Raw genomic sequence first — 17190 nt, 5'->3', positions numbered from 1 at the left:
CCCCCAAAAGTTAGACACGGTTATTTCATTAGGCAGCTTGATAAAAGTGAGTCCGGTATTGCACCGGGCTCATTTTTAATTTTGCCTTTATCCGTTTCGTATTATAATAATCTATATATATTTCTAATTCTATTTTAAAATGCTTTACACTTTCAAACTCTTTTATGTAGAGGAATTCCGACTTCATGATTCCAAAGAAATTCTCCATTACTGCGTTGTCGTAACAGTTTCCTTTTCGGGACATACTCTGCACAATACCTCTTGATTCAAGTGTACGGACATATTGTTTCATTTGATAATGCCACCCTTGATCTGAATGCATCAATAGTTGGTGATGTTCAGGCAAACGTTCTAATGTGTTCTCTAACATTTCTGAAACAAGTGAATATGTCGGTCTAGAACCAATTGTATAGGTAATAATTTCACCATTATACAAATCTAATACAGGTGATACATACAGTTTTTCTCCAAACAATTTAAACTCTGTGATGTCTGTTACCCACTTTTGATTCGGTGCATCTGCATGAAAACAGCGCGCTAAAATATTTGGTGCAATTTTACCGGATTTCCCTTTATGAGACTTATATTTTTTCATACGTACAACACACTTTAATCCAAGCTCTTTCATAATCCGCAGAACCTTCCTGTGATTCACTTTCTGACCACGATTCGTTAATTCATTACGAATGAGACTGTAAGCATAACGACCTTCATTTTCCTCATAAATTACTTTAATTTCAGCTTTTAAATCCGCATCTAAATCCGGACGATTCATTTTCTCTACTAAATCATAATACGTGCTTCAAATGCTTCGACTGCCCCGTCAGCTAAAGCTTGTTTTAATTGTTTATTTGAATCTTTTTTCATGGATGGACGCCCCTTTTTCTTAGATGGAAGGGCATCAATTCCCTGTGTTTTGAGTTGTTTTTTCCAAACAGAAATCGTTGAAGGGGCAGGAATGTTAAAGATAGCTGCCGTCTCAAATAAGGACATACCGTTTTCAATCATAAAGTTTAGTACGTCTAGTTTAAATTGTTGTGTGTAATTTGTACATCGTTTTAGAAAAGCTTCCACACCATTCTGTTTATATTGGTTTACCCAATTCAAAATGATTGTGTTACTTATACCGATCGCTCTAACCATTTCTCGATAACTTTCATTTCCGTTCAAATAACGTAGAACAATTTGTATTTTTTCATCAGCTGTAAATTTAGCCATAGAAAAACTGCACCTCCAATTGTTAGGCTGTGTCTAACAATTGGGGTGCAGTTCACCAGTAGAAATATACAGAAAGGATGGCGTTTTTTGTATGAATCTATCGATTCAAGATGAGTTTCATTTGTTTGCTGAAGAACTACAGCGATATCTATCTCCACATATTCTTCAACAACTCGCACAAGAGGCAGGTTTTGTAAAACATAAAAGTAAGTATGGTGCACGAGATTTGGCTGCCTTATGTATCTGGATTAGTCAACAGGTAGCAAGCGATTCTCTTACTCGATTATGTAGTCAGCTTTATGCAAATACAGCTACACTTATAAGTCCAGAAGGACTTGATCAACGTTTTAACCGATGTGCTGTTTTATTTCTACAACGTGTATTTTCCCTTTTAATCAAAAGCAAATTAAACGATTCGTCTCAAATCTCAAATCAATACACCTCTTATTTTCAACGTATCCGTATTTTAGATACTACTATTTTTCAAGTACCCAATCATTTAGCTTCTATTTATCCTGGTTCAGGAGGATGTGCACAGACAGCTGGTATTAAGATTCAACTAGAGTATGATTTACATAGTGGGAAATTCCTCAATTTTCAAATGGAACCAGGTAAAAATAATGATAAAACCTTTGGTACAGAATGTTTGGATACCTTACGACCAGGAGATTTATGTATCCGAGATTTAGGATACTTTTCTCTAAAAGATTTAGATCAGATGGATCAACGAAGGGTATTCTATGTTTCACGGTTGAAATTAAATAATAGAGTATATGTGAAAAATGAATCTCCAGAATTCTTTCGGGATGGGACAGTAAAAAAGCAATCTTTATATGCTTTACTTGACCTTGAACATGTCATGCATCAGATAAAACCAGGAGATACTTATGAAATTCAGAATGCCTATGTTGGACAACAAAAATTACCCTCACGGGTTGTAATATATAGACTCACATCAACTCAAGTTCATAAACGTAGGAAACAGCAAACTTATGTTGAAAAGAAAAAAGGGGTTACATACTCTGAAAAAAGTAAACGTTTAACAGAAATCAATGTTTATATTACCAACATCCCATGGGAAATTGTTCCGATGGAATATGTTCACGAGATTTACTCTCTACGTTGGCAAATAGAGATTGTATTTAAAACATGGAAATCTCTTTTGGGTATCAATCATTGTTACAATATTAAGCGAGAGGGTCTAGAATATCATCTTTATGGACAGTTAATCGCTATTTTTCTTTGTTCTTCCACTATGTTCAAAATGCGACAGCTGTTACTACAGAAAAAACAAAAAGAATTAAGTGAATATAAAGCAATTTATATGATTCAAGATCATCTGTACTTAGTATATGAAGCTATACAACAAGACACTCAAGAAGTATCAAAAATTTTTCTTCGTCTGTTTGATCTCTTACAGAAAAACGGATGGAAATCCCATCGATATGAGAAAAAGACAGTTTTTGATATTTTAGGCGTTGTTTATCAGTGCACTATATCCAATCTATATAAAAAAATTGCATAACTTTTAAAAATAAACCTTTTTAAGGTTTATTTGGAATGCGTATTTTTAAAAACAAATAAACAAAATATCAAGCATGTAGGCAACAAGAACGGAAGTTCATGGAATACCCAACCTTAGCTTGATGGGCATGGGGTCACCATACATGCCCATCAACTTAAGAATTTCCACTACCCCCAAGTACAGAAAAACGTTATTCTTTCTTAACAAGCTAGATAAGAAAGAATAACGTTTTTTATGAATCTCTCGATTCAAGATGAATTACAAACATTTGCTGAAGAACTAAAGCGATACATTACACCTGTATTTTTAGAAGAACTGGCAAGAGAAATTGGATTTATAAAACGAAAACGTAAGTTTTCTGGCTCAGATTTAGCTACAATTTGTATTTAGATTAGTCAACGAGTGGCTAGCGATCCCTTAGTCCGATTATGTAGTAGACTTCATGCAGCTACTGGTACTCTTCTTAGCCCTGAGGGCTTAAATAAACGTTTAAATACAAAGGCAGTTTTGTTTTTACAACATATTTTCTCTTTATTGTTACAACAAAAAATATGTGAACAAACTCAAATCTCTAACCAACTTTTTTCTTATTTTAAACGCATTCGTATCCTGGATGCCACTGTATTCCTAGTGCCAAATGCTTTAGAGAATGTATATCCCGGCTCTGGAGGATGTGCCCAAAAAGCTGGAATCAAAATTCAATTAGAATATGACCTACATAGCGGACAGTTTTTAAACTTTCAAATAGGATCAGGAAAAAATAATGATAAAACATTTGGTACGGAGTGCTTAGCTACCTTACGACCAGGAGATTTATGTATTCGTGATTTAGGCTATTTTTCATTAGAGGATTTAGATCAAATAGATCAACGTGGCACCTATTATATTTCTCGATTGAAATTAAACACAAATGTATATGTGAAAAATCCAAACCCAGAATACTTTAAAAATGGTGCAATTAAGAAACAATCGCAATACATACAAATCGATGTAAAACAGATTTTGAAGCAATTACAACCAGGAGAAACATTTGAATTAAAAAATGCTTATGTCGGTGATAAACAACAACTGTTTGCACGCGTCATTTTTAATCGATTAACAGAAAAACAACTTCAAAAACGACGAGATAAGATAGCTGAAAAAGAAAAATCAAAAAATAGAACGTACTCAGAAAAAAGTAAATTGATAGCGGGGTTAAATGTGTCGTGACGAATACACCTTGGGAATGGGTTCCGATGGAACAAGTACATGAATTATATACATTGCGTTGGCAAATAGAGATTATTTTTAAAACGTGGAAATCACTATTCAAGATAGATCATTATTCTACGGTAAAGCAAGAACGATTAGAGTGCCAATTATATGGGAAACTCATTACCATTTTCCTATGTTCCTCTACTATGTTTAAAATGCGGCAATTACTTCTACAAAAAAGAAAAAAGAATTAAGTGAATACAAAGCAATTGGAATGATCCAAGATCATCTATCTCTGTTATATCAAGCTATGCAGAAAGACACCCAAGAGATAACAAAGGTTCTAATCCGCCTGTTTACCCTACTACAGAAAAATGGACGGAAATCTCATCGATACGAGAAAAAGACAGTCTTTGATATTATGGGTGTTGTCTATGAGTATAATGGATTGAGAAAACAAAAGAAAGCTGCATAGTGAAAAAATGAAACCCGTTAGGGTTTATTTAGTATGCCTATTTTTAAGGAAATCAAATATTTTAAGAGCTTTTTAGTTTATATGAAAAAAATTCATTTTATTTCCGTTCTTAAGTTGATGGGCATGGGGTCACCATATCATTTCGGGAAAATTGTACGCTTAGACACATTTTAGACACAAAAGAACCGATTCCCTGTACGTTATGGAGTCGGTTAAGCATTTAGAAATAGTTTATATAATATGATACATTTTCCTAACTTCTTCTTGCTTAAAGGTTAAATAGTTTTAATTCAACATCTATTTCTTGATATGCCTATGGAAGCTTTGTGAAAATGTACTCTCTAGTTTAGTTGTTTTATAACTGTGAAAATTTTATGTCATTTTTTGTGGTTTTATTATTAATTATATATTTTTCTTATTTATTATTAGTATTAATGAAATGATTTTCTTATATTTAATACTATGAACTTGACAGAAAATAAATAAACTATACAATATTCTCTCAGAATGTTAAGTTTTGCTATTAAATGGTCTTAATATGTGACATTAGATATTCTAATAATGTATTAAACATTTTAAATAAAGGGGCGAAATTTATGAAAGTAAAAAAAACATTAATTACAACAGCTTTAGGTTTATCAATTTTAAGTTTTGGTGCTACTACTAATGCAAATGCTGACGAAATTAACACTGAAGACAAACAAGTAATAGTAGATAGTGATTCCATTCAAGATTCTAAGAAATCGGAAAATGGTTTTCTTAAAAATCTTAGAGCACCTAATAATACGTCTACAGTAACTACTTATAAACCACTTTTTGACAATCCATATGCTATTGCTAAATCTAGTTCAACTACAAAAGAAGATTATATTTATGCCAAAGCTAGAGCTTTTAAAAGCAATGGTTCATTAATTAGCTCAAAAGCTAACAGTGAAAATAAATCAAGTTTTGTAAGCGCTACCGTAACGAATAGTTCTATTTACTATGGTGGTGATTATGCAATTGGGAATCACACATATAAATTAAGTGGTTATAATGACGTTAATCATGAAACAAAAGCTTATTGGTAAGTAAAAAGATATGCGTCCTGCATATCTTTTTACTTATTAAAGACAAATTTAAAAAGGAGTATAAATGAAGAAATATTATCTAGTTATAATTCTGCTTATCTCGACCATTTCTTTTTACTTCATCTTAAATAAACCTACACAACACAAAGAAACTTTAAACAATATAAATACTAAAATTACAAAAGAACGGGAAAGAGAACAACTCAATACAGTTTCTTATGGTTTAAAAGATATAGACGGTAAACACATTGATAATGGTAGTGTAATTGAAATGAAAAATAATAAAGTAAATGTATATCTATCAATAAACCACAATATTGATGAAAATCGAGAATATGGATTAATTATTTTAGAGAATTATAAACAAAAGTCATTTAAGGTTGAGAAAAATATACAAGAAACATCAAAATACTTTTTTGATATGAATCCCTATAGTTCAAAAAAAATCAAAATATCTTTAAATGCTTCTAAAAGTGCTCATGAACTAACATTTCTATTAATAAAAAAACCTAACTATAAATTAAGAGATAATGATATAAATAAAGCATCAATCTTAGAAGAAATTCTAAGTATGAGATACGCAATTAAAAATCAAAACAAAATTGATATCCCCGAAGAAATACAGCCAGAAAGTATTTTAAAAGATGGATTTAATGAACCGTTATTTATTACAAAAAGTAAAGAAAACCTCCAAATTATTTTTTCTGAAACCGAAGAAAACGAATTGATGATATCTAATGGAAATGAAACAGATGAGGAAATGAAATACATTATACTAGCCTTTAAGGATTGGGAACAGAACGAAATAGTAAGCAATAAAGATATTATTTATACTACAGTTGCGCCACATACAAGACAAATTTTTAAATTTACATTACCTAAAGTGGAACAGGAAAGTAATTTTCAATTAATCGCTTTACCATTTCCAAATGAAGTTAGCAAAGATAATTATGTTAGTCAACAAGCATACGGCTCATTCAGAATGTTAATTCAAAATAAACCCTAAAAAAGATAAATCCTTAACTTAATTTCTAAATGCAAACTAAGTTGAGGATTTATCTTTTAAAATTTATTAATACTTTTTTCTTTTATTGTTTTCACCTTTCTTATTTGCATCTTTAATAGTTTTTATACTAGAAATCATAATAATAACAAAAATTATTCCTATAATACCAATCATACTACCCAAAATAAATCCCTCACTTTTTATAATAGAGATACAAATATAATAACATAAATATAGAATGCAAATCTTACATAATACATTCCCTTATTGTACTTGTATTTTATTGGATATCTTCCCATAATTAAAAGCTTCTATCTAGAATCTTTAACTTCTACTCTTTGCTAAAATCCTATTCCATAAAAAATCTCCCAACTGAGGATATAGATATCATCTGTCAACTCACTTTACTTGTGTACAGAAAATTGTACCTTTGCAAATAGATGGAGAAAAATCTCTAACCATAATAAATAGAAATATTTAACTTATTTTTCTCAATAAGTATATTATGTAGAGGGTGTTGCAAAACTCATAAATATTCAAAAATGAATGCATAAAAAAATCCGTTTTCCTGGAAGAATGATAGTAAACCAAACTATCAGTGGAAAGGACGGATTTACTAGTATGATGACCAATTTTGATCAGAATCAATCCATTTTACAAATTTTATTTGCATTTGTAGACAGTTTAACTATTGAAGGCGTTCCGCCTATTACAGGTCGTCCGCCCATCTGTAAAAAAGCTTTACTTAAATGTTTTTTTGTAAAAACGGTATTCCAAATCAATTCTTTGCGTAAATTGACTCGTTTTTTGCATCAATACCCTTTATTTCGTGTATCTTGTGGTCTTTCTTTTGTTCCTCATATATCAACTTTTTCACGTGTTGGTACTTGGTTTCGCAACGAAGGGATTCCGTTAATCCATAAACAAACTCTTCAAGAAATGAATTTAGGATTGATTCCATGCGTTTTAATTGATAGCACAGCTTTGCGAAGTAGTTTATACGATTCGGGGAAGTCTACTCGTTATGGTTGGTATAGGGGATATAAAGTACATGTCTGTTCTACACCAGAAGGTGTTGTATTGTCGTATGCATTTACAACAGCAAACGTACATGATATCAAAATGGCTCCTGTATTACTTCAAGATATACAAGACAGAAACGTGCTATTTTCTGTTGCAGATGCTGCGTATGATAGTCAGCACATTTATAAAATTGCAAGAACATGTAACATCTTTGCCATGAATCCAATCAATCCAAGAAATGGTGAACAAATCAAGAGTACACATCGCCGTGTATTGTCTCAGTTTGCACAAACCATCTTTAGAAAACAGTTGATGAGAGAGCGTGGAAAAATTGAACAACAGTTTAGTAATCTCAAAGATAAAGGGCTGGAACAGCCCCGTTGGTATGGAAGGAATCGCTATCTATTGCACGTTCAGCTAGTTTTTTTGATTCATAACATCACATATTTATTTTAGTTTTGCAACACCCTCTATGTATAAAATAAAAATTATAGCTAATATTTACTAGTTTATAGTATATAGTAGATATGCAGATATTATTTTAGAATTTAGAGGAGGTAACTTTAGATGAAAAAGAAAATTATGTTTACTGCACTGACTTCAACATTATTAGCTATTCCATTATTTTTAGGAGTAAATCATGAAACGAAGGTTGAAGCAAAATCTACTCTTGCGAGTGGTTTTTGTAAAAGTTCTCAAGCTACATCTTACATAAGTACATTTGTAGGTGATAAAGAAGAGTTTGAGGGCGTGGAATTTGAGGCAATAAAAGGACATCCAGATATATATTATTTACATTCATACGAAAAAGATGGATATGCACTTCTTGAAGGTAAAAAACCAGGAAAGGGCTGTCTAAAGGTTGTTGAATCTGATGGTGAAGTGTATTACTGGGATGTACTAGTTAAAGAAAGATAAAAATTAAATTTCTATTGCGGTAGCACCACACATCCATCAAGCTATAATTTTAAATTATTCCTAAAATGAAATATTTATCTTTCTATAGTAATCTATGAGCCTTTAACTCATTTTTTCGTTTTGGGGAACAATGAATTTCTTAGCTTGATGGGCATGTGGCGAGACTCCTAAAACACCTATAAAATTTTACATCTAAAAAATGAAAATATGCATATTTTCAAATCAAACAACAAAATTGTAAATATATAGGCTGCAATAGATGTGTAGACACTCTCCGAGTCTCCTAAGTATCTATTTTTCGATACGAAGTCTCTTTATAGACCTCGTTTTTTTTATAAATAATGAATTTATCTAAAATCAACTGACACCCTCAGAATCAAAATAAAAGTATATATTCAAAACACTGTAAATAAAGAAATTAGAACATCTTTAAACAAAAAATAGATCTAAACTAATTTTTTATATAAATACGATTATGATAGCTGTATACACAAAATTAAGGAAACTACTTATTAACGTGAAAATATTTGCATAAAATGAACATGTTTTCATACTAGAGAATGAGCATTAGTCCCCAATAGTATGAATATGTTAAATTAATGCATTATTTTCTATTTAAAAGAGGATAGCTACACTATAAATTTTCATAAAATGTTCAAAATATATAATGGAGTTGATACAGTGAATCTATTAAAAAAGGATATTCACAAAGTTGAAGAAATATGCTTGAGATTTGGTGTAAGTTTAGAGCTGATAGAAGCTGTTATAAGTAAATTGGGGTTTCAACAATGGCCTAAAAATAGTGAAGATAACCTGAGAATGCTTTATCAGTCATGGTGCAAAAATGTTCCGCAAGATAATATACATAAAAGGATTTATTTTGGAAATCAAATGTCAGGTCCATTACCAATTGGAAATCCTTCAGAATTCTTTTCGAATTTTTTAGAACATTCAACGGGAGGGACATGTTGGGGACATTCAATCGGTTTATACAGTCTGATAAAAATTTTAGGATATGATGTGCGCGCTGCGGCAGGATCGATGGTAGGGCTTACTCCACCAGAAAATGGTCCAAGTCATGGCACGGTCATTGTTACAATTGAAGATCAACAATATTTGGTAGATGGTATTTTAATGATTGAAGATATTGTTCCTTTATCCCAAGGACGTCCTTCAATCGGAGGACCTCTACCTTTTACAATCAAGATATATCCGAATTTTAATGATTTGTGGGATATTGTATTTCGAACGGGTCACAGTGAGAAAGAACTTACCTGTAGGTTAGAGATTGATAATGTCGAATTTTCATATTTACAGGAGCGTTGGGAAAATACTCGAAACTATAGCCCATTTAATAGTAGTTTATTTATTCGTAAAAACATTGGGAAAAAGGCTGTTACACTTAGTCGAAATAAACTTTTTCATTTAAATGAAGCTGGTAATATTACAGTTGAGGAAATAGTAACGAATCTAGAAAAGAAACGAATTTTAATTAACATATTTGATTTGAGTGAGGAAATTGTTAATGTAATACCGTTGGATGACCCTTAAAAAAATTGGACTTGTCAACATTTACTGAACACGAAGGGTTCTGTTGCAAATGTTTAGCTTACTCTTTAAAATTTTGCAACAGAGCCATAAATATTGGTTTGGGACTTATATTTAAAGGTAAAGCATCCAAAACGGTTGCTTTTTTCTTTGTTGTATAGAAATTAGACAATAAACGTATTTAGAGGTTAATTTAGGCATAATGAAGGCCAAGCATATATCATATATTGAAATGTAGGACAATAAACGTGTTCTATTTAATCCTAACGCTTCTTTTCCCATTAAGAGTATCTCTTGTTATGGATGCTCTCTTTTTATTGAAAAAATTGGACACTTGAATGTGGTTATAAACATGTAATAGCGATTATCTTAGGCCTACTGTGATTGGTTTAGCGTCTTATTTGTTGTTAAGGAAAGATAAGCGATATTAAAGTTACGGTTCATCTATATACCACTTGCATTATTGGAATTCATCTTTGCCGGATTCTAAGTATTGTACAGAAAATAAAAATAAGATTGAGGGTGTTGCAAAACTAAAATAAATATGCAATGTTATGAATCAGAAAAACTAACTGGATATGCAGCAGATAGCGATTTTGTCCATACCAGCGCGGCTGATCCAGCCCTTTATCTTTGAGATTGCTAAACTGCTGTTCAATTTTCCCGTGCTCTTTCATCAACTGTTTCCCAAAGGTTGTAGTTACAAAAAGTGATAACACATGGCGGTGTGAATTTTTAATTTGTTCGCCATTTCGTGAATTAATGGGATTTACCGGAAAGATATCAAACGTACCTGCAATTTTATAAATGTGTTGGCTATCATAAGCGGTGTCTGCTATAGAAAATAACACACGTTGGTCTTCTATGTCTTGAAGTAGTACAGGAGCCATCTTGCTATCGTGTACGTTCGCTGTTGTAAACGCGTAAGATAATACAACACCTTCTGGTGTTGAACAAACATGAGCCTTATATCCTTTATACCAACCATAACGAGTCGATTCCCCCCACTTCGCTTGTGAATCATACAAACTACTCCGTAAGGCCGAGCTATCAATTAAGACACAAGGAATCAGTCCTAAATTAAGTTCCTGAAGAACCTATTCATGAATGATTGGAATACCTTTTTCACGAAACCAAGTGCCTACACGTGAAAAAGTAGAAATATGAGGAACAAAAGATAAACCACAAGATGCACGAAAGGAAGGATATTGATGCAAAAAACGAGTCAATTTGCGTAAAGAATTGATTTGGAATACGGTTTTCAAGAGAAAACATTTGAGTAAAGCTTTTCTACAAATGGGTGGATGGCCTGTAATAGGCGGAACGCCTTCTAGGGTTAAACTGTCTACATACGCAAATAAAATTTGTAAAATGGATTGATTCTGATCAAAATTGGTTATCATACTAGTAAATCCGTCCTTTCTGGAGATAGTTTGGATTACTATCATTCTTACAGGAAAACGGATTTTTTTTATGCATTCATGTTTGGATATTTATGAGTTTTGCAACACCCTCAATATAAAACGAATTACTAGATTTTATATAAGAATTTTTACCTAGACTAGCTGTGATATTGAAAGTTGCTCTTGTTGAAGGTAAGTTTGATTCGTTTTGTGTTTCTCCTTTATTAAATTCTGAAGAAGTAGGTAGTACTACTAATTCTTCAGAATCGATAACTGGTTGTGAATGGTGTTGAATTGTACTAGCACTAGAACTTCCAGCACCAATACCTAATATACTTGCTGCCCCGATTACTGTAACTAAACTTTTCTTTAACATTAAAAATCCTTCTCCCTTTGTTAAAAATTTAAATTAAACCATCATAATTAAAAATAATATATAATATTTAACATTATTTTACAATAAATTATTTTTTGGAAATTTATACTAAACGAATTCCCAAAAGACATACAATGTAGAAAATGCGCAAAATCTTTTAATTATCATTGTGCGTCCACACTGACATCCACTACATTAATGTAGTGGATGTCAAAGATTATATTATCTTATTTTAATAATTTTTATAAAGAGGTCACTATATATCGCTATTTAGATAGGTTCATACAACATCAATTATTATAGAGTTTGTCTCTTTTTTATAAAGGTCATGTATAGAGAATTTAAAGATTTGCATGCGAGATAAACCCTATTTGGTTTCATTTTTTGGATTAGGTCGCTTGATTATTAGAAATGGTATAATTGTAAACGAGACCTAATTTATTAAAGAATCTTTTCTCTCATATCGATGAGATTTTCGCCCATTTTGCTGTAGGAGATTATACATGCGAATGCTAATAAAAATAAATTTGTACATAAATATAAAAAACAAAAGGCAAATTTTTTTATAGATGAGCTAGAAGCTGCAGTAGTCGAAGATCGTGAGGTACATGGAAAAAAGAATTAAAACCTAGAAAGGAAAGTGATACCCCTACCAAAAAAACGTATCAGTACAACTGAGCCAGATAGTAGATTTTTAATGAGGGATGGTTCTTGGATCATCTTAAGACTGATGCGAAGTACAATAGTATTACAGATACCTATGTAACGGCTGGAAATATGGCAGATTCCGAGCTCAGATTGATAAATTCAGATTCAAAATAAAAGTTGTCGCTCTTGATGCGGGCTATTTTACAGGCTATATCTGTAAGAATTTATCAGAAAGAAATATATTTATGGTGATGAGGAATCGCTGATTTGGAAAACAAAATAAAGAAGTACCGAAATACAATTTAAATATATAAAAGAAATGAATGTATTTGTTTGTCCAATGGGTGTATTTTAGAATATATGACAATGGATTGCGAAGGATATTGTCAATACAAATCAAATCCAGAAGGCTGTACTGTTTATTCACTACGTAAGGATTGCTTTTCAAAGAAACAAAAAGTTATGACTCATCGTATGTGGGAGAAATATAAAGATATCGCTAGAAAAAACAAACTAATGGCTACAAGAAAAAAGCTGTATAAAGTACGCGGTTCCACTATAGAGCGAAGCTTTGCGGACGCCAAAGGAATATATGGCTATCGATATGCTCGATTTCGAGGAATGAAATCTGTCCAAATGCAGGCTTATCTCACCACTGCTTGCCAAAGCATGAAAAAAATAGCTCTCCATCTAACCAAAAAGGGTCTGGTGGCGGGCTATTTTTATAAAGTCTATGATTTTATATGGTTTTCTTTCACTAAAATCAAAAAAGATTACAGATTGTTGGGAATCCCTAAAGGGTTCCCAACAATCTGTAATCTTTCGAGTGCTTTTTCGGGAAATACTTGATAAAGAAGTTTTTGATACATGCTTATGACATAATGCTTATACAATAAGAATAACACTCAAATAAAGGATAACATAATTATCAAAACTAAAAACACGATTTTTCCACTTTGCTAAGGGGGAAATTGTGTTTTTAGTTTAAATGTAGAAAAATTTAAATAGTAGTATATTTATTTTCTAAAGAAAATTCGATAATCCTTTACTCGTATGCATTTTCAAAAACCAGCGTAAAGCATAATAAATCTCTATTTTTCTATTCATTTTCCTATTTTGATGACAAAATAAAATTAGGGCGCCAACATAGATTGGCGCCGTTACTTAGGGGGAAGAAAATTGGATATATTTTAATTGCTTTATCGACTCCTGCTTATTGTCTCACACATTTGAAACGAAAAACACATCAAATTCTCCTTTTGCTAAAGGTAGATATATTGATTTGTGTATGCCATTGTATTTTCGGTGGTAATTCAAAATATCTTGACTGCACGATTCTCCCTATACCTTGCTAATTATAGAATATTTATAGGCTATGAAAGATTAGGAGGATTTTTTCGGTTTAACGCTCGCATTGTCATTTTGTCTCCCTAAATTTAAAATGACAATTTGAAAGGGAAGTTTTTTCTCTAAAAACAATTTTTCTTTGCACCCGTTATTTTTTACCGTTATGATTTTTTCTACATCAATAAATCCAGTTAAAGCTACCCCTCCAGATATACCAGTATGTTCACCTGGAGAAATACAACAACTTTCACATTCGATTTTTGTCTCAATTTGTTCGACTTCTATTTCATACCCATTTTCATTTTCTTGTTTCATTTTATTCACATCCATTCTGTTTAAGATATTATTTTTATACAATAGGATATGTGACAAAACTTCTTTTTGATCAAGAGAGGAGCCTACTATTTTACTAAAAGAAGAGCTCCATTAAGAGCTATAAAAAGAACTGTTTCCTTACAAGGGTGAAATCTTTTCTGGTAAGGAAAGGATGAAATTATTTATACAGACGAATGATTTGAAGATTTATCATAAAAAAGACGAGATATATGAAGAATGCCATATCTCGCCTTGATGTTTGTAGGAATTCTGTGGTTTTAAGATGCAATCATCCATGACAAGTAAAATGAGAAAAAAGAGAATAGATCTAGGAGAATGTAGATAGGGATTTTAGATAACAAAGAGAGTATTAGTCAAGATCGCGGTCGCGATCCCGGTCACAACAATCATGGCGTATTTTTTCAATATTAATCGCATCTAAACTCGTATAGTTTAGATTTCCACGACGATTAATCCAATATAAAAAGTCTTCATCGCCATCTTCTAAAAATCGAATAAATGTTCCTTCGCCATCTAGCCTATTTCCTGCAGAATAGACACGGATACGATCGCCTTCACATAAATGCTGAAATCTTCTTCTAGACATTCTTGTGTCACCTCATTTTTTGTTTTTAAACTACAGTATGTTATATGCAAAAGAAGGGGTAGAGGATTGGGCCTTTTACTACAAAAATACAAAAACATACTTATGATTGCATATGGAGATGTCAAAGTGCATGCATTAAAAATGGATTAGAAATGATTTCAAATAGGCAAAAGCCTATTCCAATGAAGAAAGATTGACATAGGCTATTGTATATAGAAGAAGGTAACGAGGAACATACTGTTAGGGTACACCTAACATAGAAGTATGCTTGTTTGAAGCATGTACATCTTGAAATACCAGTAGAAATATGGGGGAACATGTTATTTTAATAATTGGTAAAATCTTTTGTTAGAAGGTGAAGGCGTATGAGACAACAAAGAGTATGTGAGTGTAACAATTGTAGGAAAAAGGGTGAGAAGAATCATCTTTGTCAATATATAAAACGTGGGGATTGTATATGGGTCAGTTCCTTTGGAAGCAAGTTACAAAAGAGTGGTATTTTCCTGTTAATAAAAGATTCTTTTTTATTATGGTTTGATGAAAAACATCAATTAAATCAAACCAGTCTACAGGGGATCCATATTGAAAAAAGACAATAAATGAAGAAGGAGTCTCATTGTTAACGAAGTGTGTACATCTATCATGTACACATCGTAAGTCGTATGTTCTACCTGTATCTGGTAGGAAAGAATTGTCGCATGTGCAAGGCGTATATACACAAACATGTTTTGTTATATTTTTGAATAATTTGAAAATAAATATGTTATAATTAATATACTTTCGTGTGTTTTTTTTGCGAAATCCCTAGAAAGTATCGTAAAAAGTCCCTAACAATTTTGTGAACTGAACCCAAAAAATTAGACAAATATATTAAGCAGCTACTAAGGATTGAACTCTGTATTGCACGGGGGACAATCCTTTTAGTTTTGTTTTAATTCTTTTGTGATTGTAGTAATGAATATAAGTTTCTAGTTCTTGCTTAAATTGTTCCATACTTTCAAACTCTTTAAGATAAAGTAATTCAGACTTTAATAAGCCAAAGAAATTTTCCATGACTGCATTATCTAAGCAATTTCCCTTACGGGACATACTTTGGATAACGTTATGTTTTTTAAGCGACTGATGATATTGTCGCATTTGATAATGCCAACCTTGATCCGAGTGTAAAATAGGAGTTTCCTTATCATTCAAACATTGAAACGCCTTATTTAACATTTTAGAAACAAGGGAATAGGCAGGTCTATGTTCTATATTGTAAGCTATAATTTCTCCGTTATATAAGTCTTAAATGGGTGATAGATATAGTTTTTTACCATGTAAGTGGAACTCCGTCACATCTGTTACCCATTTCTCGTTTGGTTTTGATGCGTGAAAATTACGTTTTAAAATATTAGGAGCGAATTTCCCGACAGTCCCTTTATATGAACGATATTTTTTTAATCGAACAAGACATTTTAATCCCAGGATATTCATTAAACGTCGAACGGTTTTATGATTTAATGCATGGCCTCGATTACGTAATTCCAATGTAATACGACGATAACCATACCTCCCAAAATTCTCACTAAAAATCTCTTTAATTAATTCTTTAACTTTCTTATATTTATCTGGACGTTTCGCTTGTTTCATCCAGTAATAATACGTACTACGAGCGATATTAGCGACTTTCACAAGGTCAACGACCTTATATTTATGCCTTAATTCATAAATCAATTGCGCTTTGTCTTGGTCTGTGATGTTTTCTTCTTTTGAACTAAGGCATTCAACTTTTTTAAATAGTCATTTTCCATACGCAGACGTTCATTCTCTGCTTGTAGCGCTTCTATAGAACCTTCAAGAAATACTTCGTTTTGTTTTAAATGTTGTAGCTTAGCTTTTTCTTTGGCCATGGTTAGACGCCCCTTTTTCTTTGATTTTAGGGCATCTAATCCTTCTGTTTCATAAGCTACTTTCCATTTTCGGAGTGTTTCGCAAGAAGGAATATTAAAAAAAGCAGCTGTTTCTCTCAGAGATGTCCCATTTTCATTCATATAATGAATTACATCTAGTTTATACTCGAGAGGGTAAGTTGTATAGCGTTTTTCAAACGCCTTTTCCCCTGAAAATTCAAACCGTTTAATCCATTGATAAAGTTCTCTAGGATGAACCCCTATAGAATTAGCAATGGTTTTTCCGCCTTCCGTACCTTCTAGATATCGTTTTACTGCTTGTATTTTATCTTTTGAAGAAAATTTAGCCATAAAAAATGCACCTCCAATTGTTAATTATGTGTCTAACAATTGGGGTGCACTTCATTGTTGGGGACTTTTGTATGTTCCTTTTTAGACATTCTTTTAAGTTCTTTATATAGAAAGACTGAAGAAAGCAGAATAAGAAGTCCATCCCCTGATTCATGAGAACCGAAAAATTCATGATGCACTGGATGCCAAATATTTAGATACATTTCCTATTGATATTCTACGAGATTGAATTGATGTAATGTTGTTCCCTTTTGGTCAAACTGACCAATGGCGATAG

9 protein-coding genes and 5 pseudogenes are annotated in these 17190 nt (G+C 32.0%); 8 read left to right on the top strand and 6 right to left on the bottom strand.

The annotated features are described in order from the left end of the window. Positions 1-28 precede the first annotated feature (28 nt). Positions 29-1218, bottom strand: a pseudogene (locus AXW78_RS33580) (IS3 family transposase). A gap of 91 nt (positions 1219-1309) precedes the next feature. Here AXW78_RS33580 and AXW78_RS29110 point away from each other — a divergent pair. From AXW78_RS29110 to AXW78_RS29080, 7 genes and pseudogenes are all read left to right on the top strand, one after another. Then, a complete protein-coding gene (locus AXW78_RS29110; RefSeq protein WP_061885048.1) occupies positions 1310-2743 on the top strand; it encodes an IS4 family transposase in 1434 nt (477 codons plus the stop codon). A gap of 234 nt (positions 2744-2977) precedes the next feature. Then, positions 2978-4412 (top strand): annotated as a pseudogene (locus AXW78_RS29105) (IS4 family transposase). Between the two features lie 596 nt (positions 4413-5008). Then, on the top strand, positions 5009-5482 hold the full coding sequence (locus AXW78_RS29100) for a hypothetical protein (RefSeq protein WP_061885047.1): 474 nt from the start codon (positions 5009-5011) through the stop codon (positions 5480-5482). Between the two features lie 64 nt (positions 5483-5546). Further along, a complete protein-coding gene (locus AXW78_RS29095; protein ID WP_061885046.1) occupies positions 5547-6488 on the top strand; it encodes a hypothetical protein in 942 nt (313 codons plus the stop codon). 621 nt (positions 6489-7109) lie between these two features. Beyond that, the gene (locus AXW78_RS29090; protein ID WP_061885193.1) at positions 7110-7967 is read left to right on the top strand and encodes an ISNCY family transposase; all 858 of its coding nucleotides are present in this window, start codon (positions 7110-7112) and stop codon (positions 7965-7967) included. A 111-nt stretch (positions 7968-8078) separates the two neighbouring features. Further along, entirely contained in the window at positions 8079-8429 is a 351-nt protein-coding gene (locus AXW78_RS29085) for a hypothetical protein (RefSeq protein ID WP_061885045.1), read from the top strand. Between the two features lie 681 nt (positions 8430-9110). Beyond that, a complete protein-coding gene (locus AXW78_RS29080; protein ID WP_231122476.1) occupies positions 9111-9980 on the top strand; it encodes an arylamine N-acetyltransferase in 870 nt (289 codons plus the stop codon). 530 nt (positions 9981-10510) lie between these two features. Here AXW78_RS29080 and AXW78_RS29075 read toward each other — a convergent pair. Next, positions 10511-11380: pseudogene (locus AXW78_RS29075) on the bottom strand (transposase). A 76-nt stretch (positions 11381-11456) separates the two neighbouring features. Further along, positions 11457-11756: a hypothetical protein gene (locus AXW78_RS29070; RefSeq protein WP_061885043.1), complete on the bottom strand. Its 300-nt coding sequence runs from the start codon at positions 11754-11756 to the stop codon at positions 11457-11459. 499 nt (positions 11757-12255) lie between these two features. On the opposite strand from AXW78_RS29070, the pseudogene AXW78_RS34110 reads away from it, so the two are divergent. After that, positions 12256-13130 (top strand): annotated as a pseudogene (locus AXW78_RS34110) (transposase); the annotation flags it as partial. A gap of 657 nt (positions 13131-13787) precedes the next feature. Here the strand turns inward: AXW78_RS34110 and AXW78_RS29060 are convergent. The 3 genes and pseudogenes from AXW78_RS29060 to AXW78_RS33570 form a co-directional block, all read right to left on the bottom strand. Continuing rightward, positions 13788-14066 (bottom strand): hypothetical protein, encoded by a 279-nt coding sequence (locus AXW78_RS29060; protein WP_061885042.1) that lies wholly within the window; start codon positions 14064-14066, stop codon positions 13788-13790. Positions 14067-14436: 370 nt separating this feature from the next. Continuing rightward, positions 14437-14673, bottom strand: a complete 237-nt coding sequence (locus AXW78_RS29055; RefSeq protein ID WP_061885041.1) for a hypothetical protein — start codon at positions 14671-14673, stop codon at positions 14437-14439. 870 nt (positions 14674-15543) lie between these two features. Further along, positions 15544-16913: pseudogene (locus tag AXW78_RS33570) on the bottom strand (IS3-like element ISBth167 family transposase). Between the last annotated feature and the right edge of the window lie 277 nt (positions 16914-17190).

The sequence above is a fragment of the Bacillus thuringiensis genome (assembly GCF_001595725.1).
Lineage (GTDB): Bacteria > Bacillota > Bacilli > Bacillales > Bacillaceae_G > Bacillus_A > Bacillus_A thuringiensis_K.
The sequence above is the reverse complement of the archived record's forward strand: the minus strand, read 5'-3'. Positions and strand labels throughout refer to the sequence as shown.